This window comes from Thioalkalivibrio sp. ALE10 (genome assembly GCF_000381385.1).
In the GTDB taxonomy this organism is placed as follows: Bacteria; Pseudomonadota; Gammaproteobacteria; order Ectothiorhodospirales; family Ectothiorhodospiraceae; genus Thioalkalivibrio.
In genome coordinates this window covers 38179-64958 of record NZ_KB906456.1, presented here as the reverse complement: position 1 = coordinate 64958, position 26780 = coordinate 38179, and the positions used below count along the sequence as shown (strand labels likewise).

Below are 26780 nucleotides of genomic sequence, written 5' to 3'. Positions count from 1 at the left end.
CATACCCGCAAACCGCTGCCGGACCAATGTCCCGGATTCAGGTGCGCGGGGGAACGCTCACGCCCGCCGCGCGCAGCAGGGCGGCCAGCCGGATCAGGGGCAGGCCGACCAGTGCGGTGGGGTCCTCGGTGTCCATGCGTTCGAACAGGCTGATGCCAAGACCCTCCGAACGGAAACTGCCGGCGCAGTCCAGCGGCTGGTCCTGGCGTACGTACGCGGCGATCTCGGCGGCGTCCAGATCGCGGAAGGTCACCCGGCAGGGGGTCTCTTCCACTTGTGCCTCGCCGGTTGCGGTGTCCAGCAGACAAAGCCCGGTGTGGAAGGTGACCGTGCCCCCCGAAAGCATTGCCAGTTGCTCGCGGGCGCTTGTTTCGTCTCCGGGTTTGCCGAGGATGCGCCCGGCATGGGCGGCGTTCTGGTCGGAACCGATGATCAGGGCGTCGCCGTGGCGCCCGCTGACCGCGCGTGCCTTGGCTTCGGCCAGGCGGCGGACCAGATCCGCCGGTGCTTCGCCGGGGTACGGCTGTTCGTCCACGGTGGGGGCATCGGTGCCGAACGGCAGCGCCAGACGCTGCAGCAGCTGTGCGCGATAGGGCGAGGTCGAGGCAAGGATGACGCTGCGTTCCGGTGATGGCATGGCTCAGTCTCCCGTGGCGACGGCGGTTTCGACACTGACCAGCACGCACCCGGCGGTCACCGCGGCGCCGCGCTCCACATGGACTGCGGTCACGGTGCCTGCGGCGGGGGCGACGAGTTCGGATTCCATCTTCATGGCCTCGACCACCACCACCGCCTGCCCGGCCTCCACCGGGTCGCCCGGGGCCACCAGGATGTCCACCACGGTACCGGGCAGGGTAGTAGTGACATCCCCGGGGCCGGCCGCCGGCCCCGCGGCGCCGCCGGCGGATGGCGCCGCGGGGTCCGGTGCGGACGTGCCCGAGGGGCGGGTGTCCAGGGTATCCAGGGTATCCAGGGTGTGCACGCCGACCTCTTCGGGCAGGCCGTCCACGCTGAGGAACAGGGTCCGGTGGCCGTCGTCGCGGGGTCCGCTGCCGCGGATCTCGATCTCGTGGTCTTCGCCGTCGAGCTGCAGGATGAAACGCCGCGGCGCGGGGCAGCCGGGGCGGTCATCGCCGGGCAGGTCCAGGGGTTCCGGGGCGAGGGTCCCGGCACGCCGGTCCTCGAGGAAGCGTCGGCCGATCTCGGGGAACAGCGCGCAGGTGAGGACGTCCTCCGGTGATTCGGCAAGGTCGCCGGCCTCGGCGGTCAGCCGTTCCATCTCCGGTTCCAGGCGGTCGGCCGGTCGTTCTTCCAGCACCGGCTCGTCGCCGATCGCCCTGCGGCGCACTTCGGCATTCACCGGTCCCGGGGCCCGGCCATAGTGCCCGCCGAGATAGCGCTTCACTTCGTTGCTGACATGGGCGTAGCGCTCTCCACCGAGTACGTTCATCACCGCCTGGGTGCCCACGATCTGCGAGGTCGGGGTGACCAGCGGCGGGTATCCGAGGTCCTCGCGGACCCGCGGCACTTCCTCCAGCACCGCGTCGAAATGGTCCAGGGCACCCTGTTCGCGCAGCTGGCTGGCGAGATTCGAGACCATGCCGCCGGGCACCTGGTTGACCTGAACACGGGTGTCCACCCCGGTGAAGCGGCTCTCGAAGCGGTGGTACTTCGGCCGCACGTCGTGGAAATGGCGGGCGACGGTCTGCAGCGCTTCCAGGTCAAGGCCGGTGTCGTGTTCCGTGCCGGCCAGTGCGGCCACCATGCTCTCGGTCGGCGGGTGGCTGGTACCGCCGGCGAATGGCGTCAGCGCGGTTTCGATGTGCCGGCAGCCGGCACGGATCGCCTCCCAGTGGCACAGCTCGGACAGGCCCGAGGTCGCGTGGGCATGCAGATGCACGGGTACGTCCAGGGCGTCGACCAGTTCGGTGACCAGTTCGCGCGTGGCCGAAGGTGTCAGCAGGCCGGCCATGTCCTTGATCGCGATGCTCTGCGCCCCCATGGCCGTGAGTTCGCGCGCCAGCGCCACGAACTGGCCGCTGTCATGCACCGGCCCGGTGGTGTAGCAGAGCGTGCCCTGGGCGTGGGCCCCGGCCTCGCGGGTCGCCTCGATCGCCACCCGCAGGTTTCGCGCATCGTTCATCGCGTCGAAGATGCGGATGATGTCGATCCCGCCTGCCACCGCGCGCTCCACGAAGGCGCGCACCACGTCGTCGGCATAATGGCGATAGCCCAGCAGATTCTGGCCACGCAGAAGCATCTGCAGCGGGGTGCGGGGCAGGGCGGCCTTCAGGCGATGCAGCCGTTCCCACGGGTCCTCGCCCAGGTAGCGCAGGCAGGCGTCGAAGGTGGCGCCGCCCCAGACCTCCAGTGAGTGGAAACCGATGGCATCCAGCTGCGCAGAGGCCGGCAGCATGTCCTCGGTCCGCAGGCGGGTCGCGATCAGGCACTGGTGCCCGTCGCGCAGGGTCACGTCGGTCAGGCGAACGCGGTCCATGGGCGGTCCATTGGCAGAAGGGAAAGGGATGGTCGGCTCATCATGCCCATGTCTGCAGGCCGTGATGGGCGGCGATCGCGGCCGCCACCAGTGCCGCCCGGCGGCGCGGATCGGGCCGCGGCCGGAGGTGTGCCAGCCCGGGTCGGGCTTCGATGAATCCGGTGTCGAAGTGGCCGCTGCGGAAATCCGGATCGTCCAGAATGGCCAGGTGGTAAGGCACGGTGCTGTGTACGCCGCGCAGTTCGAGGTCGTTCAGCGCACGCTGGCAACGGGCCAGCAGGGCGGGCCAGGTATCGGCGTGAACGATCAGCTTGGCGCACATCGAGTCGAAATTCGACGGGATCACGTAACCGTCGTACAGCGCGCTGTCGGTGCGCACCCCCGGGCCCCCGGGCGGCACGAAACGCGTGATCCGGCCCGTGTCGGGGCGGAAGTCGTTCGCCGGGTCTTCGGCATTGATGCGGAATTCGATCGCCATCCCGCGCGGATGGATGTCGGCCTGGGTGAATCCCGGTGGTTCACCGGCCGCCACGCGCAGCTGTGCCTGGACCAGATCGATGCCGGTGATCATTTCGGTGACCGGATGTTCCACCTGAAGACGCGTGTTCATCTCCATGAAATGAAAGGACCCTTCATGGTCCAGGAGGAACTCGACCGTCCCCGCGTTGCGGTAGCCCGCCGCCTCGGCGGCGCGCACCGCCAGGGCGCCGAGGTGTTCCCGCTGGTCGCTCGTCAGGGCCGGCGACGGGGCGATCTCCAGGAGTTTCTGGTGACGCCGCTGGATGGAACAGTCGCGCTCGTACAGGTGGACGGCGCGGCCGGCGGCATCGGCGAGGATCTGGACTTCGATGTGGCGTGGATTGAGCACCGCCTTCTCGAGGAAGATCTCGGTGCGGCCGAAGGCCCGCGTGGCCTCCGAGCGTACGCGTTCGAACTGCCGCTCCACCGCGGCGGCGTCCTCGCACAGGCGAATCCCGCGTCCGCCGCCCCCGCTGGTCGCCTTGAGCATCACCGGGTAGCCGATGCGGTCGGCCACCGCGCGGGCTTCCTCGGCATCGGCGAGGTTGCCGTCGGATCCGGGCGTGACCGGGACACCGGCCGCCTGCATGGTCGCCCGCGCGGCGACCTTGTCGCCCATGCGCCGGATGACCTCGGCCGGCGGACCCACCCAGATCAGGCCGGCCTGCGTGACGGCCTCGGCAAAATCGGCGTTTTCCGACAGGAAGCCGTAGCCCGGATGCACGGCGTCGCAGCCCCGCGCCCGGGCGGCTTCCACCAGGCGGGCGGTGTCGAGGTAACCGGACTCGGTGTCGGGGCCGAGGTCGACCGCTTCCGCCGCGCGATGGACATGCAGGGCGTGGCGGTCGGCGTCCGTATGCACGGCCACCGGCGTGACGCCCTGCTCGCGGCAGGCGCGGATGATCCGGACGGCGATCTCGCCGCGGTTGGCGATCAGGAGTTTGCGGATCAACATCGCTCTCCGGGCGACCCTGGAAACCGCAGTATCGACACGCCCGGGGGGTGCTCGCAAGTTTCTGTTTCGGTTTGACGCCCTGTTCGCGCGCGCGCATAATCCGCGCCCTTGTACACGGTCCCGTTTGTATGAGCCGCGTCCCCGCCTCACTTGATCCGCAGCAGCCCCGCGTCCAGCAACGCGAGTTCGTCATGGACGCGCTCGTGGCCGGCGATCTGCCGCGTCTGCGTGCCGAGTCGCTGGAGGGCCATCCGCTGCATGTAGCGGCGCGTTTCGAGATCCGGCGGGGGGCGCTGGGCGAGTTGCGGCTCTCCGGGACCATCGAGGGCGAGCTGTGGCACGAGTGTCAGCGCTGTCTGCAGCCGATGGCCTGGCGTTTTCGCCTGACGCCGGACGCGGTGCTGGTGCCGCTGGAGGGATCCATCGAGGGCCTCGACGCCGGTGACGACTTCATCGAGCTGGATGCCGAGGGCCTGTTGCGCCCGCGCGACTGGGTGGAGGAAGAGGTCCTGCTGGCCTGGCCGCTGGTGCCGCGCCACGAGGACTGCAACACCGGTCGGACGGACGAATTCGCCGAGGGCGAGGGACGCGAGAATCCGTTTGCGGTGCTGGCCGGGCTGAAGGACGACCTTGCCGGCCGCGGGGACGATTCCTGACCCGACCGCGGGGACCGGGGCGGGCATTCGCCGCGGTGAAACGCTATACTGCCGCCCGTTTCACGGGCTATCCGTACCAACTGGCTTCAATCTGGAGATTCATCATGGCCGTTCAGCAACGCCGCAAGACCCGTTCCAAGCGCGACATGCGCCGTTCCCACGACGGGCTCAAGGGCGCGACCCTGTCCACCGATCCGACCACGGGCGAGATCCATCGCCGGCATCACGTGACGCCGGATGGTTTCTATCGCGGCCGTCAGGTCGTGCAGCAGCCGGTCGAAGTCGACGACGACGAAGACTGAATTGCAGGACATGCGGGGGCCACGGGGTGACGGGCCTCGTGGCCCCGTTGTTTCCGGGGAGCCCCGGTTCCGGCAGCCACAACGGTACTCGGCATGAGCAGCAGCTACACCATCGCCCTGGACGTGATGGGCGGCGATCACGGCGTGTCCGTGGTGCTTCCGGCAGCGCGACGGGCCCTCAAGGGGCAGGGCGATTTTCGGCTTCAGCTGGTCGGTGACCGGGAGGTCATCGAGCCGGAACTGGAGGACTGGAACGCGTCCGAGCGCGATCGGGTGGAGATCGTCCACGCGTCCCAGGTGGTCGGCATGGAAGAACTGCCGGCCGTCGCCCTGCGGACGAAGCGTGATTCTTCCATGCGGGTCGCCATCGACCAGGTGCGCAAGGGCGAGGCCCAGGCCTGCGTGAGCGCCGGCAACACCGGTGGACTGATGGCCACCGCGCGTTACGTGCTCAAGACCCTGCCCGGGATTGACCGGCCGGCGATCGCCACCGCCCTGCCGTCGATGAACGCCCATACCCACATGCTGGATCTGGGCGCCAACGTCGATGTCGAGGCCGAGCACCTGTATCAGTTCGCGGTGATGGGCTCGGTGCTGGCGAAGGCCGTGGACGGCCTGGACAGCCCGCGGGTCGGTCTGCTGAACATCGGCTCGGAGGCGATCAAGGGCAACGACCGCGTGCGCGAAGCCGGGCGCATGCTCGAGGAATCCTCACTGAACTACGTCGGTTTTGTCGAGGGCAATGATGTCTACTGCGGTGACGTCGACGTGGTGGTCTGCGACGGCTTCGTCGGCAACGTCGCGCTGAAGACCAGCGAAGGCGTGGCGAAAATGATCACCAGCAACATGAAGGCCGAGTTCCGCAGCTCGCTGTACTCGCGTCTGGCCGGGTTGATGGCCCTGCCGGTGCTGCGCCGACTGCGCCAGCGGTTCGATCACCGGCGCTATAACGGCGCCTCGCTGCTGGGGCTGCAGGGCATCGTCATCAAGAGTCATGGGAGCGCGGATTCGCTGGCCTTCGCCAATGCCATCCGCATTGCGCGGATCGAGGCCGAGGCCAATATCGCGACCCGCATCGACAAGCAGCTGGAGCGGCTGCTGCGGCAGGAGACGCCGGAGTGAACCACGCCCGTATTGCCGGAACCGGGAGCTACCTCCCCGAGCGCATCCTCACCAACGAGGAACTGGAATCCATGGTCGAGACCTCCGACGCCTGGATCCGCGAGCGCACGGGCATCCGCGAGCGGCACATCGCCGCGGAAGAGGAGCTGACCTCGGATCTGGCGCTGCAGGCGTCGCAGCGTGCTCTGGATGCCGCCGGCCTGAAGGCCTCCGACCTGGACCTGATCCTGGTGGCGACCACGACGCCCGACCAGATCTTCCCCAGCACCGCCTGTATCCTGCAGGCCAAGCTGGGCATCGGTGGCTGCCCGGCGTTCGATATCCAGGCGGTGTGCAGCGGCTTCGTGTACGCCCTGGCGACCGCCGACCGTTTCATGCGCAATGGCGGGCCACGGCACGTGCTGGTGGTGGGGGCCGAGACGCTGTCGCGCATCACCGATTACACCGACCGCTCGAACTGCATCCTGTGGGGCGATGGTGCCGGCGCGGTGGTGCTCTCGCGGTCCACGGATCCCGGCATCATCTCCACCCACCTGCATGCCGACGGCCAGCACCGCTCCCTGCTGGAAGTCCCGGGGGGCATCTCGCAGCCCGGTGACAACCCCGATCTGGACTTTATCCGCATGGAGGGCCGGGCGGTGTTCCGCGTGGCGGTCAATACCCTCGATCAGATCGTCGACGAGACCCTGGAGCACAACGGGATCGACAAGTCGGAACTGGACTGGCTGGTCCCGCATCAGGCCAACATCCGGATCATCCAGGCCACCGCGAAGAAACTGAACATGTCCATGGATGACGTGGTGGTCACCGTGGATCGACACGGAAACACCTCGGCGGCCTCGGTGCCGCTGGCGCTGGACACGGCGGTACGCGACGGACGCATCAGGCGCGGGGACCTGATCCTGACCGAGGCCTTCGGCGGCGGCTTCACCTGGGGCTCGGCCCTGATCCGCATGTAAGGGAAACACCGACATGGGACGCGAAATCGAACGCAAGTTCCTGCTGGCAGGGGACGGCTGGCGCGAGCAGGCGCACCGTTCCTGTTACATGCGCCAGGGCTACCTCTGCGGCAACGACCGGGCGTCCATCCGCGTTCGGGTGGAGTCGGGGGCCGCCAATCTCAACATCAAGAGCGCGACCCTGGGCGTGGAGCGCGACGAATACCAGTATCCGGTCCCGGAAGCCGAAGCACACACAATGCTGGATACCCTTGCCGGAGCGCAGGTGGAGAAGACCCGCCACTGGGTCGATCACCATGGCTGGGTGTTCGAGGTGGACGAATTCCACGGCGCGAATGCGGGGCTGATCGTCGCCGAGCTGGAACTCGACGATGCGGACGCCGAATTCCCGCGCCCGGACTGGCTCGGCGACGAGGTCTCGCACGATCCGCGCTATTACAACACCGAACTGGCGCGCCACCCCTACAGCGAGTGGGAGCGGGGTGAGTAACCCGGCGGAGGGGGCGCCATCCCCGGAACCGCCCGGGGGGTTCGCCCCCGACTGTCGACGCTGTTCCCGCCTGGCACAGTTCCTCGACGAGGTGCGTGCGGAGCACCCCGGCTACCATGCGGCTCCGGTGCCGTCGTTCGGACCGGCCGATGCAAGCCTGCTGATCGTCGGCCTCGCCCCCGGAATGCACGGCGCCAACGCGACGGGGCGGCCGTTCACCGGCGATTATGCCGGCATCCTGCTGTACGCCACCCTGCACGAATACGGTTTTGCCAGCGCGCCCGAGAGCGAACGGGCCGATGACGGCCTGATGCTGCTCGACTGCCGCATCACCAATGCGGTGAAATGCCTGCCACCGCAGAACCGTCCGACCACCGCCGAGATCCGCGAATGCAACGGCTACCTGGCGGCGGAGATCGCCGGGGTTCGTCCGCGCGTGATCCTGGCGCTGGGCAAGGTCGCCCACGATGCGGTGCTGCGCACGCGCGGGCTGGCACTTGCCCGGCACCCGTTTGCCCACGCCGCGGAGCACCGGCTGGATGACGACATCGTGCTGGTGGACTCCTATCACTGCTCGCGCTACAACACCCAGACCGGGCGCCTGACCCCGGCGATGTTCCGGACGCTGTTCGCCCGCATCCGTGAACAGGTATCCTGACAGCGCCATGAGCGCGCCAGAGACCGGTTTCGACCCCGAACCCTTCCTCGAGAACCTGACCCGTTCGCCCGGCGTGTACCAGATGCTGGACGTGGACGGGAAGGTGCTCTATGTGGGCAAGGCCCGCAACCTCCGCAGCCGCGTCACCAGCTATTTCCGCGGCGGGGATGACCGCGGTCCGCGCATCCGTTCGATGGTGCGGCAGATCGCGGACATCCGCATCGCGGTAACGCACACCGAATCCGAGGCGCTGCTGCTGGAGGCCAATCTCATCAAGCAGCACCGGCCGCGCTACAACGTGCTGCTGCGCGATGACAAGAGCTATCCCTATATCTTTGTTTCCGGCCACGAGTATCCGCGTCTGGGGTTTCATCGCGGGGCGAAGAAAAAGGGCGTGCGCTATTTCGGGCCCTATCCATCGGCCGGGGCGGTGCGCGAAAGTCTCGCACTGCTGCAGAAGCTGTTTCAGGTGCGCCAGTGCGAGGACAGCGTGTTCGCGCATCGCAGTCGGCCGTGCCTGCAGTACCAGATCGGTCGCTGTACCGCCCCCTGCGTGGACTATATTTCACCGGAGGAGTATGCCCGCGACGTCGAGGCCAGCGTGCGTTTCCTGGAGGGTGACAGCGAGGCGGTGATCGGTGATCTGATGGAACGCATGGAGTCCGCCTCGGCCGCACTCGAGTTCGAGAAGGCGGCGCGCCTGCGCGATCAGATCGGCCGGCTGCGCGAGATCTCGCAGCAGCAGTTTGTCGCCGGCGGCGAGGGCAATGCCGATGTGATCGCCCTGGCGCAGTCGGGCGGGAGTTTCGCGGTGGAGGTGTTCTTCGTACGCAATGGCCAGAACCTGGGCAACAGCGAGCTGTTCCCGGACGTGCCGGAGGCGGCTGATCACGACGAGATCATGGCGGCCGTGCTGGCGCAGTACTATGCCGAACGCGAGCCCCCGCCCCAGGTGCTGCTGTCGCATGAACCCGAGGGGGCCGAGGCCCTCGAAACCCTGCTCGGCGAACGCCGCGGGGCACGCGTGCGGCTGGCGTGGTCGCTGCGGGGCGAACGCGCCCGCTGGGTCGACATGGCGCAGCGCAATGCCGAGCAGGCCCTGAAGACCCGGCTGGCCAGTCAGGCCGGGCAGACCGCGCGCCTGGATGCGCTCACCGCAGAGCTGGAACTGGAGGCGCCGCCGCGGCGCATGGAATGCTTCGACATCTCGCACACCCGCGGCGAGGGCACCGTGGCATCCTGCGTGGTGTTCGGGCCGGAAGGGCCGATCAAGTCCGATTACCGGCGCTTCAACATTGAAGGGATCGAGCCGGGCGATGACTATGCCGCGATGCACCAGGCGCTGAGCCGTCGCTTCGCGCGCCTGAAAAAGGGCGAGGGCCGGGAACCGGACATCCTGTTCATCGACGGGGGCAAGGGGCAGGTGACCCAGGCGCTGAACGTGCTGGCCGATCTGGGGCTGGATCACATCCGGGTGGTCGGGGTGGCCAAGGGCGAAGAACGCCGGCCCGGCATGGAAACCCTGGTGTTGAGCGGGGTGGAGGCGCCTTCTATACTGCCGCCCCATTCGAGTGCACTGCACCTGATTCAGCAGATCCGTGACGAGGCCCATCGTTTCGCGATCAGCGGTCATCGGGCGCGGCGGGCGAAGGCGCGCAAGGAGTCCACCCTGGAGTCGGTTCGCGGTCTGGGGCCCAAGCGTCGCACTGCGTTGCTCAAGCACTTTGGCGGGCTGCGCGGGGTCTCCCGCGCGGGGGTCGACGAGCTGGCCAAGGTGCCCGGCATCAATCGTCGCCTGGCGCAGGCGATCTACGACCAGTTCCACGAGGCCTGATCCGACATGTTTCCACGACTCCCCACCTGGCTGACCTGGTCGCGTATCGTGATGATCCCGCTGATGATCGGGGCCTTCTATGCGCTGCCGATGCCGGCGGCGGGGATCGTGGCGGCCATCATCTTTGCGCTGGCCGCGGTGACCGACTGGCTGGACGGTTATCTGGCCCGGCGCTGGTCGGTGACCAGCCGCTTCGGCGCCTTTCTCGATCCGGTGGCGGACAAGCTGATCGTCGCTGCCGCGCTGGTGCTTGTGGTGGACCACAACCCCGGTGTGGGGCTGGCGCTGGCCGCGATCGTGATCATCGGTCGCGAGATCGCGATCTCGGCACTGCGGGAATGGATGGCCGAAGTCGGGACTAGCGCGAAGGTGGCGGTTTCCTGGATCGGCAAGTTCAAGACCAGTGCGCAGATGGTGGCCATCTTTCTGCTGCTGTGGGCCGAGCCGGTGGCGGGACTGTCGCTGTTCCTGATCGGGGAATGGCTGCTGTATCTGGCGGCGGTGCTGACGCTGGTGTCCATGGTGCAGTACATGCTGGCCGCGGCCCGGGACGCCTGAACGAATTTTTCGGATCCGGTGTTGACGAAGCCGGCGCTGTCTGTAGAATACGCATTTGTCGACGGGCGGGAATAGCTCAGCTGGTAGAGCACAACCTTGCCAAGGTTGGGGTCGCGAGTTCGAATCTCGTTTCCCGCTCCAAACGATTTCCCGAAGCCCCGGCACCGCCGGGGCTTTCTGTTTCGGCGGCATCCAAGACCGTCGAACAAGCCTTGCCCCGGCTGGGTGGCAGAGTGGTGATGCAGCGGACTGCAAATCCGCGTACCTCGGTTCGATTCCGGGCCCAGCCTCCATCTTCGATTGCAGGCCCGCCGGCTTTATGCTGGCGGGCCTTTTCGTTTGTGGGGTGCCTGCCGGGGGGGTCGGCGCTCCCTTCGGGCATTCAAGGTTGGGGCCGAACGGCCGAAAACCCGGATGGAGGCGCCGGTGAATCCGGGCGCCCGCAATCCATGACCTCGGGGTAACTGCATGCTGCGTCGCCTGTACGACCTTCCCATCTGGCTGAGGCTGCTCGGCGTCATCTGGCTGACCCTGGTCTTCGTCTGGTCCGGCATGATCGGATGGGCGGTGCTGGAGCAGCGTGACACCGCCCAGGAGCAGGCTGGGCATTTTGCCGGCAGTCTGCACGAGATGACCTGGGCCGGACTGACGACCCTGATGATTACCGGCACCATGGATTCGCGCCACGAATTCATGGATCAGATCCAGGAAATGGGCGATGTTCGCGACCTGCGCGCGATCCGCGCCGCGTCGGTCACCGAGCAGTGGGGCGAAGGGACGGCCGACAGCGAACCCCGTGATGCGGTCGAGCGCGAGGTCCTGGATACCGGAGAACCCTTTGTCGAGGTTGATCGCGAGCGCGACCAGCTGCGCGTGGTGAATCCGATCCGCAATCATCGCGAATACCTGGGACGCAACTGCATGGCGTGTCACGGGGCCGCGGAAGAAGATGAGGTGATCGGGGCCACGTCCATGCGTCTCGACATGACCGAGGTGCACGAGGGGGCGACGAATTTCGGGATCCAGCTGTTCGGCTTCGCGATCCTGGTCAGCCTGCCGCTGCTGGGTGCGATCTTTCTGTTCATCCGCCGTTTCGTTACGCGCCCCCTCGCCGAGATGACGGAAGGGCTGCGTGACATCGCCGGGGGCGGGGGCGATCTGACCCGGCGGCTGGACGTGCACGGCGATGACGAGGTCGGGCGTGCGGCCCGGGCGTTCAACGACGTGATGGAACAGTTCCGCTCCCTGATCGGCGCAGTGGTCGGTTCCAGCGGGCAGCTCACTTCGGCGGCCGAAGAGGTCTCGAACGTGTCCGACCGCACGCGCGAAGGCGGGGATCGTCAGCGTCGGGAGATCGAGCAGGTGGCCACGTCGATGAACGAGATGAGCGCCACGGCCCAGGACGTGGCCCGCAACTCGCAATCGGCGACCGAGGCGGCGCACCGCTCGCTGGAATCCACGCGCAGTGGCCAGGAGGTCGTGCAGCGGACCGTAACCGGGATCGAGCAGCTGGCCTCCGAGGTGCATCGCGCCGCGGAGGCAATCCAGCGGGTCGAGCAGGATTCGGAGAGCATCGGCAAGGTACTGCAGGTGATCCAGGAGATCGCCGAACAGACCAATCTGCTGGCGCTGAACGCCGCGATCGAGGCCGCGCGTGCCGGAGAGGCGGGACGTGGGTTCGCGGTGGTGGCCGACGAAGTACGGGCCCTCGCGTCGCGTACGCATGAATCCACGGAGGAGATCCGGCGCACGGTCGAGACCCTGCAGGGGGGCACGCGCAATGCCGTGGAGGTGATGCAGGCCGGCGAGGAACGGGCACGCGCGACCGTGGATCAGGCCGGCGAGGCCGGTTCGGCGCTGGATGACATCCGCGAGGCGGTGCAGTCGATCACCGAGATGATTGACCAGATCGCCAGCGCGGCCGAGCAGCAGAGCCAGGTCGCCGAGACCATCAACCGCAATGTCACCACGGTGACCGAGGAGGCCGAGCAGAACGCCGAGGGGGCGAGCCAGGCCAGTGATTCGGCAGCGGAACTGATGCGCCTGGCGCGCGAGCTGCAGGAGATGACCCGGCGCTTCCGCGTATGAGGTTTGTCACCCGTCCGGTGGTGGAGGGTGATGCGGGCGGCCCGCCGCGGCAGGGCGGGCGCGATCAGCTGGGCCGGGAGGTCAGACCTGGATGTCCAGAGTGGAACCCGCGGTGTTGATGCCGCGGTTGTCCATGGTTCCGTCGGGCATCAGGGTGGCGGCCAGGTTGTTCTCGGCCGCCTGCTCCTCTTCGCGGGCAGCGAGTTCGGCGGATCGGGCGTCACCGTTGTCGGAAGCACCGTCGACGCTGCTTGCCTCGTCGGTGGCGCTGACGGCGTTACCGCCCTCGGGCCCGTTGATGGCACCGGCGGCCGTGGCCCCGCCCGCGGCGTTCGTTTCCTGGGCGCCGCTGGCCTGAGCGATGCCACGCGCGGCCGAGGGGTTGTCGGCGGCCTGAGCCGACGGGCCGGCTCCGCCCTGGTTGGCACCGATCGCCGCGGCCTGCCCCGGCTGGGCCTGTTGTGCCCCGGGCGTGGACTGGTTCGCCTGGGCCGAGCCCGGCTGCTGGGCCCCCGGGGCGCGGTTCTGGTCCTGGTTCTGGCTGGCATTCACGGCCGCCGCCTGGCTGGCCGTCGCGGCCGGATTGGGTCCGATCCCGTTGATCATGGGTCGCTCCTGTCGAGGTTGGCCGTCGGCCGGTCCATGCGGGGAGGCCGGGCCCGGGTCGGTGCCCGGTCGGGCGCATGGATACAGCCGGGCGCCTGCTACGTGCTCCATTTCCAGTATAGAACAATCAAGGGGCAGCGTGCCGGTCACCCGCGTGCGGCTCCGGTAGAATCCCGCCCCATGAATGAATCGACGGAAATCTTCGATGTCGCGGTGATCGGGGCCGGGGCCGCGGGCATGATGTGCGCGGCGGTGGCGGGAGCGCGCGGGCGTCGCGTGGTCCTTCTGGATCACGCGGAGCGGGCCGGCAAGAAGATCCTGATGTCCGGGGGCGGCCGCTGCAACTTCACCAACATGGATTGCGGGCCGGAGAACTTCCTGTCCGCGAATCCGCACTTCGTGAAATCGGCCCTGGCGCGCTACACGCCCTGGGATTTCGTGGCCCTGGTGGCGGCGCACGGGATCCCGTATCACGAAAAGAAGCTCGGTCAGCTGTTCTGCGACCATTCGTCGAAGGATATCGTGCGCATGCTGCTGGACGAATGCGCCACGGCCGGGGTGACCCTGCGGACGTCCACGCCCGTGGAGGTTGTATCCGATCAGGCGCCGTGGCGCCTGCGCACGCCGTCCGCGGTCATCGAGGCCGAATCCCTGGTGATCGCGACCGGCGGCTATCCGATCCCGCGGATGGGCGCCACGGGCTTCGGCATGGACCTGGCGCAACGTCTGGATATCCCGCTGGAGCCCACGCGGCCCGCGCTGGTGCCACTGACCCTGGACGGTGACGCACGCGCGGCGGTCGAGGCGCTGTCCGGCATTGCGCTGGACGCGGTGGCGGAGGCGGGCGATGCGGGCTTTCGCGAGAATGTGCTGTTCACCCACCGGGGCGTGAGCGGTCCGGCGATCCTGCAGGTTTCCTCGTACTGGCAGCCGGGGCAATCGGTGACGGTGGATTTCTTCCCCGGGGAGTCCCTGGAACAGGGGCTGCGCGCAGCGCGCGAAGAGACGCCGAAGCGCCAGCTGCGTCGGGTGCTGGGCGAATGGCTCACCCGGCGGGTCGCCCGGCACTGGCTGGATCCGGAGGTGGCGGAGCGGCCGCTGGAGCGTTTCTCCGACGCCGAGCTGGCCGCGCTGGCCGGTCGTTTTCAGCCCTGGGTGTTCACGCCGTCGGGGACCGAGGGCTATGCCCGTGCGGAGGTCATGGCCGGGGGCGTGGACACCCGCGCCCTGTCGTCGCGCACCTGCGAGGCAAAGGGATACCCGGGGCTCTATTTCATCGGCGAGGTGGTGGATGTCACCGGGCATCTCGGGGGGCACAATTTCCAGTGGGCCTGGGCCTCCGGTCACGCTGCCGGCGAGGTCGCCTGATCCGGGCCTCAGGAGTCGGCGGGGGTTTCGAGCACGATGGATACGCGGCGGTTCTCCGCACGCCCTTCCGGGGTGTCGTTGTCGGCCACCGGGCGGGTGTCCGCGTGGCCGACCGCCTGCAGGATGCCGGGGTCGATGCCGCGGTCGACGAGATAACGCACCACACCGCTGGCGCGCGCCGAGGAGAGTTCCCAGTTCGACGGGAAGCGCGGGGTCGCAATGGGCACGTTGTCCGTATGGCCCTCGATGGTCACGCGACCCTCATGTTCTTCCAGCAGCGGAAGGAGGTCGTCCAGCAACGCCTGCCCGTCGGCGGCCAGGTCGGCCTGCGCGGTGGCGAACAGGATGTCGTCCTGGATCCGCAGCTCGATGCTGCCGGGCTGTTCGATGACCTCGACGCCCTCCGGCGCGCGGTCGCGCATGTCACGCACCGCCTCGGGGTCGGCCTCCGGTGGCGGGTCGTCCGCCGGGGTCGCCACGGGCGAGGGCGGATCGGCGGCCAGCGGCGGGTCTTCGACCGGTCCGGGCGGCACTTCCGGGGCCTCGGGTGACAGCCGGAACAGGCGCGGATCGACCAGGTTGGAGAGGTCGCGATAGACCAGCTCCACCGGGTCGTCATCGGCGGCACGGATGCTTTCGTCCCGCGGTTCGGCGAAGGTCAGCATGATCACGAAGACCACGATCACCAGGGTCAGGACGTCGAGGTAGGTCAGGATCCAGGCGTGTTCGTCCTCGCGCAGGCTTTCCCCGCTGCGTCCGGTCTCCACTGCGAGCGTCTCGCGCGGGAGGACGTGGTCTCCCTCGCGAGTGGATCCCCGGTCAGACGGGGTCGATTGCGGCTCGCCGTGGGTGGCCATGGTTCAGCGTCCGCCGCTCTCCGCTTCGTCTTCCGCGACGGACGGTGCCTGCCGGATTTCATCGTGGTGGTTCTCGGCGAACGAACGCAGGGTCTCGCGGATGTAGCCGGGGGTGCGGCCCTTGCGCATCAGCATGATGCCCTCCAGCACCATGGTCATGACCACCACCCGTTCCTCGGTGCGCCGTTCCAGCTTGATGGCGATCGGCCGGAACACCAGGTTGGCCAGCAGAATGCCGTAGAAGGTGGTGATCAGGGCAATGCCGAGGTTCACCGCGATCACCGCGAAGTCGTCGGTGTCGGTGGTCAGCAGCAGGTTGATCAGGCCCAGGAGGGTCCCCAGCATGCCGAAGGCCGGGGCGTAGGTGGCCATGGTGCGATAGACCTGGGCCTCGGCGAGTTCGCGGGCGCGCAGGCGGGCCAGGCGCCAGTGCAGCAGGTCGGACACGTCTTCCATCGGGGTGTCGTCGATCACCAGCTGCACCCCGGTCTTCAGGAACGGGTTGCGCAGGGTCTCCAGGCGTTCCTGCACCCGGGCCAGGTTCTGCGCGAACCACAGGCGCGAGACCTCGACGATCTCCTCCATGTCCTGGGTGACGTCGTAGCGTTCGTCACGGATGACCGTGGCCGCGAGACGGAACACCCGTACCAGCTCGTGCAGGGGGTAGCTGAGCAGGGTGGCTGCCAGGGTACCTCCGAGCACGATGCCGAGGCCGGGAAGGTTGAGGAACACCAGCAGATCCTGGCTGGTGAAGGCGATGATGCTGACGAACAGCACGACGCCGCCGATCATGCCCAGCAGGGACGAAAGATTCATGAGAGCCGCCGCCGGAGTGAGTGTGTGTCCGCCAAGGATAAACGTCCCGCGTCCGCGCGTCGCGCTCGCGAGTGGGCGGCGTAACGCGTACACTGCCAAGACCTCGTTACAAGCATGGGAGAAGCGACATGGAATGGGTCCTGCTCGGGATCGTGATCCTCCTGGTGATCTGGGGGGTGTGGACGTACAACCGCCTGGTGACGTCGCGCAATCGCTATCAGAACGCGTTCGCGCAGATCGATGTGCAGCTCAACCGCCGGTATGACCTGATCCCCAATCTGGTGAAGGTCGCGGATCGCTACATGGCCCACGAAAAGGACACCCTGGAAGCGGTGATCGAGGCCCGCAATCAGGCCCAGAGCAGCCTGCAGAAGGCGGCGGCCGATCCGTCCAACCCCGAGGCCATGCGCGAGCTGTCGCAGTCCGAACAGGGTCTGTCCGGCGCGCTCGGGCGTCTGTTCGCACTGTCCGAGGCCTATCCCGACCTCAAGGCGAACGAAAACATGATGCAGCTCTCCGAGGAGCTCAGCAGCACCGAGAACCGCATCGCCTACGCGCGGCAGGCATTCAACGACGCGGTGATGAGTTACAACATCCTGCGCGAGATGTTCCCCAACAGCCTGATCGCGAACAACTTCGGTTTCCGTCGCGCCGAGCTGCTGGAGATCGAGGATCCGCAGCGCCGGGAGGCGGTCGAGGTCAACTTCCAGTAAGCGAGCCCGACCATGAACTTTTTCGAACACCAGGACCGGGCGCATCGCCGCACCCGGGTCCTGCTGGTCCTGTTTTCCCTGGCCGTCCTGGCCATCGTGGTGGCGATGAACGCGATCGCCCTGCTGTTTCTGGGCCACGATCCATCGGCACAGCCGGGCGAGCCCCTGCAGCTGGACAAGCTGGTCCGGAACAATCTCGATCTCCTGTTCTGGGTGACCCTGTTCACGATCGTCCTGATCGGTGGCGCGAGCCTTTATCGGGCCTCGTCACTGCGGGGCGGGGGTGGCCAGGTCGCCCGGGAGCTGGGTGGCACGCGGGTCGAGCCGGACACCCGGGATCCGCTGCGCCGACGCCTGGTCAACGTGGTCGAGGAAATCGCGATCGCCTCCGGGGTGCCGGTACCGGAGATCTACGTGCTGGAGGAAGAAAGCGGCATCAATGCCTTTGCCGCGGGGCATGCGCCGGGTGACGCGGCCATCGCGGTGACCCGGGGAGCCCTGGAAACCCTCAACCGCAACGAGCTCCAGGGCGTCGTGGCCCATGAATTCGGACACATCCTCAATGGCGACATGCGCCTGAACATTCGTCTGATCGGAATCCTGTACGGGATCCTGGTGCTCGCGCTGGTGGGGCAGCGCGTGCTGATCGCCATGCGTTTCTCGCGTGACAGCCGCAATGCCGCCGGCCTGATGGCCGCGGGGCTGGCACTGCTGGTGGTGGGCTATATCGGCCTGTTCTTCGGCCGCTGGATCCGGGCCTCGGTTTCACGCCAGCGCGAGTATCTGGCGGACGCCTCGGCCGTGCAGTTCACCCGGCAGCCGGACGGCATCGCCGGGGCCCTGAAGAAGATCGGCGCACGTCATGCCCGCCTCGATGCGGACTCCGAAGAAGTGGGGCACATGCTCTTCGCCAGCGGGGGGCTCGGGCGCATGTTCGCGACGCACCCGCCGCTGGAGGAGCGGATCCGAGCGATCGAACCGGGTTTCGATCCGTCCGAGCTGGAGGAGGTCGCCCGGCGCATGCGTGAAGTAGCCGAGGCCGAGCAGGCCGCGGCCGAGGCAGCCGCCGAGCAGCAGGAAAAGGAAGACCAGCGGGGCCCCGGGGGGCTGCCCCTGGATGCCGACCGCCTGGTGGACGGCATTGCCGATCCCGGGCTGGCGCAGATACTGGGTGCCGGGATTCTGATGGCCTCGATGCCGGGGCCGCTGGAACAGGCCGCCCACAGCGATGGCTGGGCGGCCGAGGTGATCCTGTATCTCCTGATGAATGCCGACCCCGAAGTGCGCGAGCAACAGCGCCTGATGGTCGCGGAGAAACGCGGCGGCGACAGCGAGCGCAGGGTCGGCCAGCTGCTCGAGATGGTGCCGCAACTGCGCGACGACCTGCGGATTCCGCTGCTGGAAATGGCCTTCCCGGTGTTGCGCCGGCACCCGCGCGAGGAACGCGAGCAGCTGCAGGAACTGGTGGAACGCCTGATCCATGCGGATGGCCGGGTTTCGGCATTCGAATATGCCCTGGGGCGTCTGCTCAACCGGCATCTGATGGATGCCGGAAAGCCTGGTGACGACGGTGCCGGTGGACATGGGCGACTCGATCGGCACCACGAAGAGGCCCGGTTCCTGCTGGCCGTGCTCGCGCGTCATGGCCACCCCGGGGACCCGGACGCCGGACGCGCCGCACTGACGGCGGGGATCGAGCGCATCGAGGGACAGGCGCCGGCGGCGGTGGATTTCCCCGAAGCCTGGACCGAATCCGAGGGGAGCCGGGCATGGGCGGGAGTCCTCGACCAGGTACTGGATACCCTCGATGCGCTGCGCATGGCGGACAAGGAGCGGCTGGTGCGGGCCATGCTGACGACGGTGACGCACGGGGGCCAGGTACGGACCGCCGAAGTGGAACTGCTGCGGGCCATGGCGGCGTCGATACACGTCCCACTGCCGCTGGCGGAATTCGCCGCCGGTGAGGAAGGAATGCCCTCCGCCGATTGACGCGGTATCATCCGCCGCGTCTGCGGGGGCGTGGCGAAACAGGTAGACGCAGCAGACTTAAAATCTGCCGGCCGCAAGGCCGTGCCGGTTCGAGTCCGGCCGTCCCCACCATTGTCGTCTTTTCCGCCTGTCGCGGACGAGCTTTCTCAGCCTCCCATGACCATTTTCATCCTCCGGGGATTACGCGGCCCCGGGGGAATGGGCATAGTGGGGGTGAGGGGTTCGGATCGAGGGGGCGGACATGCGCGGGATACCGGGCGACAGCGCCGCAGGAGAGGCCCCGACCGCCGGGACGGACGGGACAGCACAAGGTCGGACGGGCGGTTTTGCCGCCACGTCGGTGGTGTCGGGGCTGCTCGCGATGCTGATCTTCGCCGGGATGTTTCTGCTGGCCGACCGTGCCTGGGAGCATCAGCTGGCCGAGCGGCATCAGGCGAACCTGGCGAGCGAGGTGGCCAGCAAGCGTACGCGCCTGGAAAGCGTGATCAACAGCCTGGTGCACGCCACCGTTGGTCTCTCCGCCTATGTCGAGGCACGCCCGCACCTGGATGGCGACGAGTTCGAGCGCATGGCCGACCGGCTGTACCGTCGGGACCCGGAAGTCATTCGCTCGCTCACGTTACTGGCGGGATCCCGCATCGATTTTGTCTACCCGCGCGAGGGCAATGTGGATGCCCTGGGTCTCGACGTGGCCAGCCATCCGGAGCAGGCGGCGTCCTTCCGTCGGGTCATGGAAACCGGAGAGACCGTCGTCGCCGGGCCCTGGGAGCTGGCACAGGGCGGGACCGGCCTCCTGGTCCGCAGTCCTGTCGGTCTGGAAGAAACGGGCGACCCGCTGGAAGAGGCCCGGCAAACGGATCCCGGATTTACCATGGCCAGTGTGGCGGTGGATTTCGAACGGGTACTGGCGCGCGCGGGGTTCGGCCGCACTCCCGGCGCGCTCAAGTTTGCGCTGCAGGGGCGAGACGGGACCGGGCACCGCGGCGAGGTGTTCCATGATCCGGACGGGATTGCCGAAGGGCCGGCGGAGTGGCGCAAGACGGTCAGCTTTGCCGGTGGCGAATGGGTCCTGCTGGCGCGCCCGGTGCCCGAGGCCATGCCGACCTCCAGGCCGCCGGCCTGGTGGGCCTTCGGGATCCTTGGCACCCTTGCACTGGGCGGACTGACCTGGCGCGTGAGCGGGCATGTGCGCGATCGCGCGCGCCTGCTGAGCCAGTACCATACGCTGGTCGCCAACCTGGAGGACGCCACTCTGGTGGTCCGGGATACCCGGGTCCTCTGGACCAACCCCGCGTTTCGCCGCACGACCGGACAATCCCCGGTCGACGGCACCCCCGTGAAAGACCTCGAACTGTTCCATCCGGACGATATCCCGTTGCTGCCCAACGGGCTGGTATTTTCCAGGGAAGATCCGGATCCGGCCGGGCGCCAGGTGCGCGTGCGCATGGCGGACGGCCACTGGCGCTTTCATCTGCTGCGCTGGGTGCCGATCCCGTGGGAGCAGGATCGGGCCATGCTGCTGATCCTGGTGGACGTGCACGACAACCGGATGCTGTTCGAGGCGCTCGCCCAGGCCCGCGACCTTCAGGAGGCGCTGTTCGAAGCCATGCCCGGTCATGCCCTGGTGCTGGGGGAGGACGGGATGATCTACCGGGCCTTTGGGGATAGTCGGGGGGCGAAGGAGGCGGACGCGTCGGGGCGGAGGCGGGCGGGGTCGATCGTGGGGCACGGCATCGAGGAGTTCCTGCCCGAGGCGGTGGCCCGCCAGTTCCTGGCAGTCGTGCGGCGGGCGCTGGACGAGGGGGCCCTGCAGGAGACCGAATACCTCCTCGATCCCGGTGTGCTGCATCCGGCGCGACGGTCGGAGCCGGAACTCGCCGGGGATGGCTGCGAAAACGGGCAGCGCTGGTTCGAGGCCCGCGTGCGCCCCATTGCCGCGCATTTCGAGGGACGTGCCGCGGTCGTCTGGCATGCGCTGGACGTGACTGCGCGGCGCAAGCTCGAGGAGCGTCTGCACACCCTGGCCTGGCAGGACCCTTTGACGGCGGCTGCGAACCGCGCGGCGATGGAACGGGCGTTTCCCCGCATGACGTCCCGAGCCCGCCGCGACGGGGGGCAGCTGGCCATGGTGTTCATCGACCTGGATCGCTTCAAGCCGGTGAACGACGAACACGGCCATGCCGTCGGTGATCAGCTGCTGCGCCGCATGTCCGCGGATCTGGCGGCGCACCTGCGTGCCGAGGATCTGCTGGTCCGGCTGGGCGGTGACGAATTCCTGGTGCTGACCGGGACGCTGACTTCTCGCGACGAGGTGCATCCGCTGATCGAGCGGATCCGCAGCGTCTTCGATACCCATTGGGAGCTGACCCTGGACGACGGGGAGCGTATTGCGGTGGTGGTGACCGCGAGTATCGGCGTGGCGTTCTATCCGGAACACGGGGAGACCCTGGCCGACCTGATCGCGGCGGCCGACCAGGCGATGTACCGCGTCAAGGGACAGGGCCGCAATGCGGTGGCCTGGGCGGACTAGGCGACGCGTTGCGGCGACAGGCGTCGGGCCACGTTCTGCTCCAGCGGTTCCGGCAGGTCCAGCAGGCGGTCGGCTACCAGCTCCCCGCTGATCGGTGCATAGAGCAGGCCTCGTGAACCGTGCCCGAGGGTGAGCATGACCCGGCCCCGGCGGTCCATGCACGAAGCGCCCGCCAGCGGAAGGCGGTCGCGAAAGACGGCGCGCATGCCGGTCCAGCGCTGCGTGATCCGCGCATCCTCGGGGGCGGGCATGCCCGGAACCCAGGCCAGATGCTCCAGGTTGTGGCGGTCGTCTTCGGCGGTCGGTTCGGGGGGCGCTGCCGGATCCGCCGGGAGCCCGTCGTGGCGGTAGGTGGCGCCGATCCAGTGATCATCCGTGTCCCGTCGAATCCAGTAGCCCTGACCGGTGCGCACGCGGAAATCGGGGCCGGGGAGGGGGTGCTGCACCCGGGTCATCTGGCCTCCCACGGTCCCGAGGCGCGCCTGTTCCGGGCACAGGGGCGCGCCGGCAGTGGCGATCACGACCGCGTCGAAGCCCCGCGCGGGGTGGTCGCCGTCGAACGTCACCCGGACTTCGGTGGCGTGCGGCTCGATCGCGCTGACCCCGGTGCGCTCCACCGCGGGCAGTGCGGCGGCCAGTCCGCGGCACAGGGCCCCCATGTCCACCGCCCGCCCGCCGGGGTATTCCAGCATCGGCCCGGGAGTGCCGGCGGGGGCGGTGGCGGCCGGGTCGAAAAGGTAGCCGCTCTCCGCCGGATCGCGCGCGCGAAGTCGCTGTACGCGCTTGCGTGCGTGCGCGGAGATGCCGTGGAAGGCGACGCTGTCACCCAGCAGGAGCGTCGATCGGCCCTCTTCCAGGCCCTCGGCGGCGCGTTCGATCAGGGCATGGGTGTGGCGCATGCCGGTGAGCGCCAGGGCATTGAGCCCCGGGTCATCGGGGAGCAGGTGAGGCAGCAGCACCGCCGCCGGGTTGCCGGATGCCCCGCCGCCCGGTCCCGCGGGATCGAACAGGGTGATGTGGCAGCCGCGGTCCTGCAGGGCCAGGGCGGCCGACAGTCCGGCAATGCCCGCCCCGATGACCGCTACGCGTCGCGGACGTTCGCGAGTCTCGGGCAGGGCGGGGGGAGCCGGGTCATGGAAATGGCCGCACAGGCGTTCACGCTTGCGTCCGTGCCCGGGTTTGCGCCGGACCACGAAGCCGGCCGCCTCCAGGTCGCGGCGCACCTGACCGGCCGCGGCGTAGGTGCCGAAGGTGGTGCCGGGCAGGGATATACGGGCCATCTGCCGGAAGACACCGATATTCCACAGGCCCGGATTGCGGCGGGGTGCGAATCCGTCCAGATACCAGGCATCCACCGCGGCATTCAGCTGCGGGAGGGTGATCGCCGCGTCGCCGAAGACCAGGGTCAGCACCGCGCGTGCCCGAGGGAAATGGATCCGGTGAAGGCCGCTGACCGGTGGGGGATACCCGTCGCGCAGGCGTTCGGCGTCCGGGCCGTCAAGGCCCAGCTGCCGATGGGCGCGGGCGAGGTCGTCGGGATGCAGCGGCCGCGATTCGAAGCCGATCAGCGACAGGAAGCCGTCGTCCGGGGCCCGGGCGCGCCACTCGCGAAGCGTCAGGAGGGTGTTGAGTCCGGTGCCGAAGCCGGTCTCGGCGATGGTCATCCGGGTACCGGGGCGGGCGAAGCGCCGGGGCAGGTCGTTGGCCTCAAGAAAGACTTCGTGCGCTTCCTCGAGCGGGGCGTCCGAGCCGAAATAACCGTCGCCGAACTCGGGAGAGACGGGCTGTCCATCCCTCCATTCGAGACGCGCAAAGGCCAGTGCTTCGGGCAACGGCGGGGCGGCGGGCCGGTTCTTACTGCGCGGCGAGTTCGCTGAACGGCCGCAGAGCGACCTGTTCGCCGCGCTGCCCGTTCTCCAGCTGCGCGAACAGGACTTTGCCAATCTCGCGGAACTGCTCGAGGTCTTCGCCTTCCAGCGAGTCGCTTTCGGGCAACGCTACCCGCATCGGATCCTTCGGCCGCCCCTTCACGTGCACCTCGTAGTGCAGGTGCGGACCGGTACTGCGTCCGGTGTTGCCCGACAGGGCGATGCGATCCCCCCGCTCGACATCATCCCCCGGGCTGACCAGGGCACGGTCCAGATGGAGATAGCGCGTGGAGTAGCCCTGTCCGTGTTCGATCACGATGAAGCGACCGGCATACCGGTCGTGCTCGACGCGCGTGACCCGACCATCCGCCGGTGCCTTAATGGGGGTCCCCACCGGCATGGCGAAGTCCGTACCGTGGTGCGGCGCGACCCGGCCGGTGACCGGATGCCGTCGCTGCGGATCGAAGCCCGAGCTGATGCGGTAGTTGCCGAAGAAGGGACGGCGGTCGAACGGCGGCAGCAGGCTTTCGCCATCCGGGCGATAGAAGCGCCCGTTGACGTTGCGCGCGGCTTCCTCCTGTATCCGCTCGCCGTTGTATTCGAACGCCAGCAGTCGCAGATTCTGCGGCGTGTCCTCGCCGACGACGGTTTCCTGCTCCACCAGCAGGGTGAATTCATCGCCGGCGCGTGCGTTCAGGCGCACCGGCAAGTGGCGATCCATCAGCACGGCGATCGCCGCTGCCGCCCGCGAGGAGAGTTCGGTCTGGCGGGACAGGGCCGCGGAGATCGAGCCGTCGATCTCCGCGCTGATGATCAGGTGCGAGGTCTCGCGGGCATTCTCGACCTCATGACGGTCAAAGTCCCAGCCATCCTCCTCCCGTACCCATTCGTAGCCCGAGGCGCTGTCGGTCCACAGCCGCATGCGGGTCAGGTAGCCTTCGTCGTCTACCTGCCACTCGATCTCCTGGCCCGGCCGGACGCGGTTCAGGATGTCGGCATTTTCGTCGTCGTCCAGCAGGCGATAAAGCGTGGCCAGCGGCAGATCCCACTCCTGTTCCCACAGCCCGGAGAGGCGCTCGTTGCGATCCAGGGTGTGCGAATTCCAGTCGGAGTGGCCGAGTTCGGCCGTTGCGGAGGGCTCGTCGTCGTCCAGGTCAAAGGTTTCGTACGACGTGGCCCCGGTCGTCGGCTCGCTGGCCGTCGGCGGCTCTCCGACATCCTGGTCGGGATCGAATGCGAATGCCACCGTGTGAGTGTCGCCCGGCGGGACCGAGCCGCCCACCGCGGGCACCGGTTCGGCCACCGAGGCCCGGCTCCAGTCAGCACGGATCTCCGTGCCGCGGGCGCCGGAGCCGTTGTCCGCCGATTCGGGATCAGCGCTAGAGAGGGGCGCGATCTGCAGGGGCTGTTCCGTTTCCTGTGGCTTGGAGGCGAGGACCAGGCCGGAACCCACAGCGAGGGCGAGGCCGGCGGTTCCCACGATGACCGAAGACGTGATCCTGCGCTGACCGTTCATGAACATGGTTCCGTTGGGTGATGCCGTTTTATACCACGTTTGGCCGCGATGTGAACCACCCCCGCGGATGCGCCGATTCTCGCCGTGCCGTCGCTTGAAGGTCTTCATGAGCGGATGCCCGTTCCTCGATTCAGAAGCCACAGTGCCAGACCATAGAGCACAATGATGAACAACGCGATGATGGCAAAGGATGCGATCACTGGAAAGTCACTGGTTCCAAGGCTCCCGTAACGAAAGGCATCCACCATGTAAAAGATCGGGTTCAACATGGACGCGCCCTGCCAGAAATCGGGCAGCAGGCTGATGGAATAGAAAACGCCTCCGAGGTAAGTCAGCGGGGTCAGAACAAACGTTGGAATCAGTGCGATATCGTCGAAAGTTCGTGCGAATACTCCATTGATCAGTCCGGCCAGTGCGAACAGGATGGAAGTCAAAAGGACGACCAGCAGCATCACGATCGGGTTGTGCACGCTCAGGGGCGAAAAGAACAGCGAGACGATCAGAACGGCCACGCCCACGGTGAGCCCGCGTGCGACCCCGCCGAATATGAACCCCAGGATGATGACGCTGTTGGGGATCGGCGAGACCAGTAGTTCCTCGATATGACGCTGAAACTTTGAACCGAAGAATGATGATACGACGTTGGAATAGCTGTTGGTGATTACCGCCAGCATGATCAGCCCGGGAACGATGAAGTCCATGTAGCGAAAGCCTTCCATTTCGCCGATGCGGTCGCCGATCAGGCCGCCAAAGATGATGAAGTACAGCGCGGTGGTGACGACCGGGGGCAGGACGGTCTGCACCCAGATTCTGGCAAAGCGCAGTATTTCCTTGATTGCGATGGTGCGCAGGGCGGTGCCCCACAACCGGAGATCCGCGCGGGTCATGCCTGGCCCTCCTGCTGCTCGGTGGCTCCGTCGCCGCCGGGTGTCAGCGGGCTGCGGGTGGTCTCGTTCTGGGTCATGCGGACAAAGAGCTCTTCCAGTCGATTCGCCTTGTTCCGCATGCTCTGGACCCGGATCCCCTGATTATCAAGAATCTGGAAGAGATCATTCAGGTTCTGGTTGGAGTGTATGTCGGCCTCCAGGGTCAGCTCGTCGATGCGTCGCAGCGGGATCGGGCCGCCCTCCGGTACCGCCAGCGGGGGTTCCACCAGGTCCAGCACCATGGTCTCGGTCTCGAGCTTGGCCAGGAGCTGCTTCATCGTGGTGTTCTCGATGATGCGGCCGTCGTCGATGATCGCGATGTTGCGGCAGAGCGATTCGGCTTCCTCGAGATAGTGGGTGGTCAGGATGATGCTGCGGCCGTCATCGTTGATCTTCTGCAGGAAGTCCCACATGGAGCGCCGCAACTCGATGTCGACCCCGGCGGTGGGTTCGTCGAGGATCAGCAGCCGCGGTTCGTGCACCAGGGCGCGGGCGATCATCAGGCGGCGTTTCATGCCGCCGGAGAGCATGCGGGCCATGTTCTCGCGCTTGTCCCACAGGCCCAGTTCGTTGAGATAGTGGCCGGCGCGGTCCCAGGCCTCGCGGCGGGGAATGCCGTAGTAGCCGGCCTGGTTGACGACGATCTCGCCCACCGGTTCGAACTGGTTGAAATTGAACTCCTGCGGGACCAGGCCGATCGAGCGCTTGACGCCCCGGGGATCCCGATCGAGGTCGTGGCCGAACACCCGGACTTCCCCGGCCGTCTTGTTCACCAGCGAGGTGATGATGCCGATGGTGGTCGACTTGCCGGCGCCATTGGGCCCGAGCAGGGCGAAAAAGCTGCCGGGGGAGACCTCGAGGTCGATTCCCTTGAGGGCTTCGAAGCCGTTGTTGTAGGTCTTGCGCAGCCCGCGGATTTCCAGTGCTGGCGTCATGGCACGTTCCCTGTCGGT

Annotated in this window: 23 protein-coding genes and 3 tRNA genes; 16 read left to right on the top strand and 10 right to left on the bottom strand. The window is 67.7% G+C overall.

Annotated elements, in window-relative coordinates:
• Positions 1-37 precede the first annotated feature (37 nt).
• Genes F788_RS0111400 through F788_RS0111390 form a run of 3 tightly spaced genes read right to left on the bottom strand, consistent with a single transcriptional unit; the run spans position 38 to position 3968 of the window.
• Positions 38-637 (bottom strand): nucleoside triphosphate pyrophosphatase, encoded by a 600-nt coding sequence (locus F788_RS0111400; RefSeq protein ID WP_019590235.1) that lies wholly within the window; start codon positions 635-637, stop codon positions 38-40.
• A gap of 3 nt (positions 638-640) precedes the next feature.
• On the bottom strand, positions 641-2497 hold the full coding sequence (gene oadA / locus F788_RS0111395) for a sodium-extruding oxaloacetate decarboxylase subunit alpha (RefSeq protein WP_019590234.1): 1857 nt from the start codon (positions 2495-2497) through the stop codon (positions 641-643).
• Between the two features lie 40 nt (positions 2498-2537).
• A complete protein-coding gene (locus F788_RS0111390) occupies positions 2538-3968 on the bottom strand; it encodes an acetyl/propionyl/methylcrotonyl-CoA carboxylase subunit alpha (protein WP_026300844.1) in 1431 nt (476 codons plus the stop codon).
• A 194-nt stretch (positions 3969-4162) separates the two neighbouring features.
• On the opposite strand from F788_RS0111390, the gene F788_RS0111385 reads away from it, so the two are divergent.
• The 11 genes from F788_RS0111385 (at position 4163) to F788_RS0111335 (ending at position 12638) form a co-directional block, all read left to right on the top strand.
• Positions 4163-4627 (top strand): YceD family protein, encoded by a 465-nt coding sequence (locus F788_RS0111385; protein WP_019022015.1) that lies wholly within the window; start codon positions 4163-4165, stop codon positions 4625-4627.
• A 104-nt stretch (positions 4628-4731) separates the two neighbouring features.
• Positions 4732-4929 carry a 50S ribosomal protein L32 gene (gene rpmF / locus F788_RS0111380; protein WP_018869358.1) on the top strand — a complete coding sequence of 66 codons (198 nt, stop codon included), beginning with the start codon at positions 4732-4734 and terminating at the stop codon, positions 4927-4929.
• Positions 4930-5022: 93 nt separating this feature from the next.
• Positions 5023-6051 (top strand): phosphate acyltransferase PlsX, encoded by a 1029-nt coding sequence (gene plsX / locus F788_RS0111375; protein ID WP_018869359.1) that lies wholly within the window; start codon positions 5023-5025, stop codon positions 6049-6051.
• Entirely contained in the window at positions 6048-7010 is a 963-nt protein-coding gene (locus tag F788_RS0111370; RefSeq protein ID WP_019590233.1) for a beta-ketoacyl-ACP synthase III, read from the top strand. The genes plsX and F788_RS0111370 overlap by 4 nt, the downstream gene beginning before the upstream one ends.
• Before the next feature lie 13 nt (positions 7011-7023).
• Positions 7024-7500 carry a CYTH domain-containing protein gene (locus tag F788_RS0111365; protein WP_019022017.1) on the top strand — a complete coding sequence of 159 codons (477 nt, stop codon included), beginning with the start codon at positions 7024-7026 and terminating at the stop codon, positions 7498-7500.
• Positions 7493-8158, top strand: coding sequence for a uracil-DNA glycosylase (locus F788_RS0111360; protein WP_018869362.1), 666 nt, complete (start codon positions 7493-7495; stop codon positions 8156-8158). Before F788_RS0111365 ends, F788_RS0111360 begins: the two co-directional genes overlap by 8 nt.
• Positions 8159-8165: 7 nt before the next feature.
• On the top strand, positions 8166-9992 hold the full coding sequence (uvrC, locus tag F788_RS0111355) for an excinuclease ABC subunit UvrC (RefSeq protein WP_019022019.1): 1827 nt from the start codon (positions 8166-8168) through the stop codon (positions 9990-9992).
• Between the two features lie 6 nt (positions 9993-9998).
• Positions 9999-10550, top strand: a complete 552-nt coding sequence (pgsA, locus tag F788_RS0111350) for a CDP-diacylglycerol--glycerol-3-phosphate 3-phosphatidyltransferase (RefSeq protein ID WP_018869364.1) — start codon at positions 9999-10001, stop codon at positions 10548-10550.
• 65 nt (positions 10551-10615) lie between these two features.
• Positions 10616-10691 (top strand) — tRNA-Gly (locus F788_RS0111345).
• Positions 10692-10769: 78 nt separating this feature from the next.
• Positions 10770-10843, top strand: a tRNA-Cys gene (locus F788_RS0111340).
• Between the two features lie 175 nt (positions 10844-11018).
• Complete coding sequence (locus tag F788_RS0111335; protein WP_019590232.1) at positions 11019-12638, top strand: methyl-accepting chemotaxis protein; 1620 nt, start codon at positions 11019-11021, stop codon at positions 12636-12638.
• A gap of 81 nt (positions 12639-12719) precedes the next feature.
• Here the strand turns inward: F788_RS0111335 and F788_RS0111330 are convergent, their stop codons facing one another.
• Positions 12720-13244 carry a hypothetical protein gene (locus tag F788_RS0111330; RefSeq protein WP_019022021.1) on the bottom strand — a complete coding sequence of 175 codons (525 nt, stop codon included), beginning with the start codon at positions 13242-13244 and terminating at the stop codon, positions 12720-12722.
• A gap of 180 nt (positions 13245-13424) precedes the next feature.
• Here F788_RS0111330 and F788_RS0111325 point away from each other — a divergent pair, with 180 nt between their 5' ends.
• Positions 13425-14612, top strand: coding sequence for an NAD(P)/FAD-dependent oxidoreductase (locus F788_RS0111325; protein ID WP_019590231.1), 1188 nt, complete (start codon positions 13425-13427; stop codon positions 14610-14612).
• A gap of 8 nt (positions 14613-14620) precedes the next feature.
• On the opposite strand, the gene F788_RS0111320 is transcribed toward F788_RS0111325, so the two are convergent.
• Together F788_RS0111320 and F788_RS0111315 are read right to left on the bottom strand one after the other, a co-directional pair.
• Positions 14621-15379, bottom strand: a complete 759-nt coding sequence (locus F788_RS0111320; RefSeq protein WP_018869368.1) for an OmpA family protein — start codon at positions 15377-15379, stop codon at positions 14621-14623.
• Between the two features lie 93 nt (positions 15380-15472).
• The gene (locus F788_RS0111315) at positions 15473-16285 is read right to left on the bottom strand and encodes a motility protein A (protein WP_018869369.1); all 813 of its coding nucleotides are present in this window, start codon (positions 16283-16285) and stop codon (positions 15473-15475) included.
• 128 nt (positions 16286-16413) lie between these two features.
• Between F788_RS0111315 and F788_RS0111310 the strand changes: the two genes are divergently transcribed.
• The 4 genes from F788_RS0111310 to F788_RS0111295 all read left to right on the top strand — a co-directional run bounded on the left by F788_RS0111310 (position 16414) and on the right by F788_RS0111295 (position 21517).
• Complete coding sequence (locus tag F788_RS0111310; RefSeq protein WP_019022023.1) at positions 16414-16998, top strand: LemA family protein; 585 nt, start codon at positions 16414-16416, stop codon at positions 16996-16998.
• Between the two features lie 12 nt (positions 16999-17010).
• Positions 17011-18987: a M48 family metallopeptidase gene (locus tag F788_RS0111305; RefSeq protein ID WP_019590230.1), complete on the top strand. Its 1977-nt coding sequence runs from the start codon at positions 17011-17013 to the stop codon at positions 18985-18987.
• Positions 18988-19011: 24 nt separating this feature from the next.
• Positions 19012-19098, top strand: a tRNA-Leu gene (locus F788_RS0111300).
• A gap of 130 nt (positions 19099-19228) precedes the next feature.
• Positions 19229-21517 (top strand): diguanylate cyclase, encoded by a 2289-nt coding sequence (locus F788_RS0111295; RefSeq protein WP_231372051.1) that lies wholly within the window; start codon positions 19229-19231, stop codon positions 21515-21517.
• Here the strand turns inward: F788_RS0111295 and mnmD are convergent.
• The 4 genes from mnmD to F788_RS0111275 all read right to left on the bottom strand — a co-directional run bounded on the left by mnmD (position 21514) and on the right by F788_RS0111275 (position 26762).
• Entirely contained in the window at positions 21514-23349 is a 1836-nt protein-coding gene (gene mnmD / locus F788_RS0111290) for a tRNA (5-methylaminomethyl-2-thiouridine)(34)-methyltransferase MnmD (RefSeq protein WP_019590228.1), read from the bottom strand. The genes F788_RS0111295 and mnmD overlap by 4 nt on opposite strands.
• A gap of 22 nt (positions 23350-23371) precedes the next feature.
• Entirely contained in the window at positions 23372-24901 is a 1530-nt protein-coding gene (locus F788_RS0111285) for a peptidoglycan DD-metalloendopeptidase family protein (RefSeq protein WP_026332773.1), read from the bottom strand.
• A gap of 104 nt (positions 24902-25005) precedes the next feature.
• Positions 25006-25788, bottom strand: coding sequence for an ABC transporter permease (locus F788_RS0111280; RefSeq protein ID WP_018869375.1), 783 nt, complete (start codon positions 25786-25788; stop codon positions 25006-25008).
• Complete coding sequence (locus F788_RS0111275) at positions 25785-26762, bottom strand: ABC transporter ATP-binding protein (RefSeq protein WP_018869376.1); 978 nt, start codon at positions 26760-26762, stop codon at positions 25785-25787. The genes F788_RS0111280 and F788_RS0111275 overlap by 4 nt, the downstream gene beginning before the upstream one ends.
• Positions 26763-26780: the final 18 nt, after the last annotated feature.

Excerpts from the sequence above, each read along its gene's own strand:
- F788_RS0111275 (WP_018869376.1), bottom strand. The coding sequence starts at position 26,762 with ATGACGCCAGCACTGGAAATCCGCGGGCTGCGCAAGACCTACAACAAC.
- F788_RS0111280 (WP_018869375.1), bottom strand. The coding sequence starts at position 25,788 with ATGACCCGCGCGGATCTCCGGTTGTGGGGCACCGCCCTGCGCACCATC.
- F788_RS0111330 (WP_019022021.1), bottom strand. The coding sequence starts at position 13,244 with ATGATCAACGGGATCGGACCCAATCCGGCCGCGACGGCCAGCCAGGCG.
- F788_RS0111295 (WP_231372051.1), top strand. The coding sequence starts at position 19,229 with ATGCGCGGGATACCGGGCGACAGCGCCGCAGGAGAGGCCCCGACCGCC.
- F788_RS0111310 (WP_019022023.1), top strand. The coding sequence starts at position 16,414 with ATGGAATGGGTCCTGCTCGGGATCGTGATCCTCCTGGTGATCTGGGGG.
- oadA (WP_019590234.1), bottom strand. The coding sequence starts at position 2,497 with ATGGACCGCGTTCGCCTGACCGACGTGACCCTGCGCGACGGGCACCAG.
- F788_RS0111305 (WP_019590230.1), top strand. The coding sequence starts at position 17,011 with ATGAACTTTTTCGAACACCAGGACCGGGCGCATCGCCGCACCCGGGTC.
- F788_RS0111335 (WP_019590232.1), top strand. The coding sequence starts at position 11,019 with ATGCTGCGTCGCCTGTACGACCTTCCCATCTGGCTGAGGCTGCTCGGC.
- plsX (WP_018869359.1), top strand. The coding sequence starts at position 5,023 with ATGAGCAGCAGCTACACCATCGCCCTGGACGTGATGGGCGGCGATCAC.
- rpmF (WP_018869358.1), top strand. The coding sequence starts at position 4,732 with ATGGCCGTTCAGCAACGCCGCAAGACCCGTTCCAAGCGCGACATGCGC.
- F788_RS0111325 (WP_019590231.1), top strand. The coding sequence starts at position 13,425 with ATGAATGAATCGACGGAAATCTTCGATGTCGCGGTGATCGGGGCCGGG.
- F788_RS0111400 (WP_019590235.1), bottom strand. The coding sequence starts at position 637 with ATGCCATCACCGGAACGCAGCGTCATCCTTGCCTCGACCTCGCCCTAT.
- F788_RS0111385 (WP_019022015.1), top strand. The coding sequence starts at position 4,163 with ATGGACGCGCTCGTGGCCGGCGATCTGCCGCGTCTGCGTGCCGAGTCG.
- uvrC (WP_019022019.1), top strand. The coding sequence starts at position 8,166 with ATGAGCGCGCCAGAGACCGGTTTCGACCCCGAACCCTTCCTCGAGAAC.
- F788_RS0111365 (WP_019022017.1), top strand. The coding sequence starts at position 7,024 with ATGGGACGCGAAATCGAACGCAAGTTCCTGCTGGCAGGGGACGGCTGG.
- F788_RS0111285 (WP_026332773.1), bottom strand. The coding sequence starts at position 24,901 with ATGAACGGTCAGCGCAGGATCACGTCTTCGGTCATCGTGGGAACCGCC.
- F788_RS0111315 (WP_018869369.1), bottom strand. The coding sequence starts at position 16,285 with ATGAATCTTTCGTCCCTGCTGGGCATGATCGGCGGCGTCGTGCTGTTC.
- pgsA (WP_018869364.1), top strand. The coding sequence starts at position 9,999 with ATGTTTCCACGACTCCCCACCTGGCTGACCTGGTCGCGTATCGTGATG.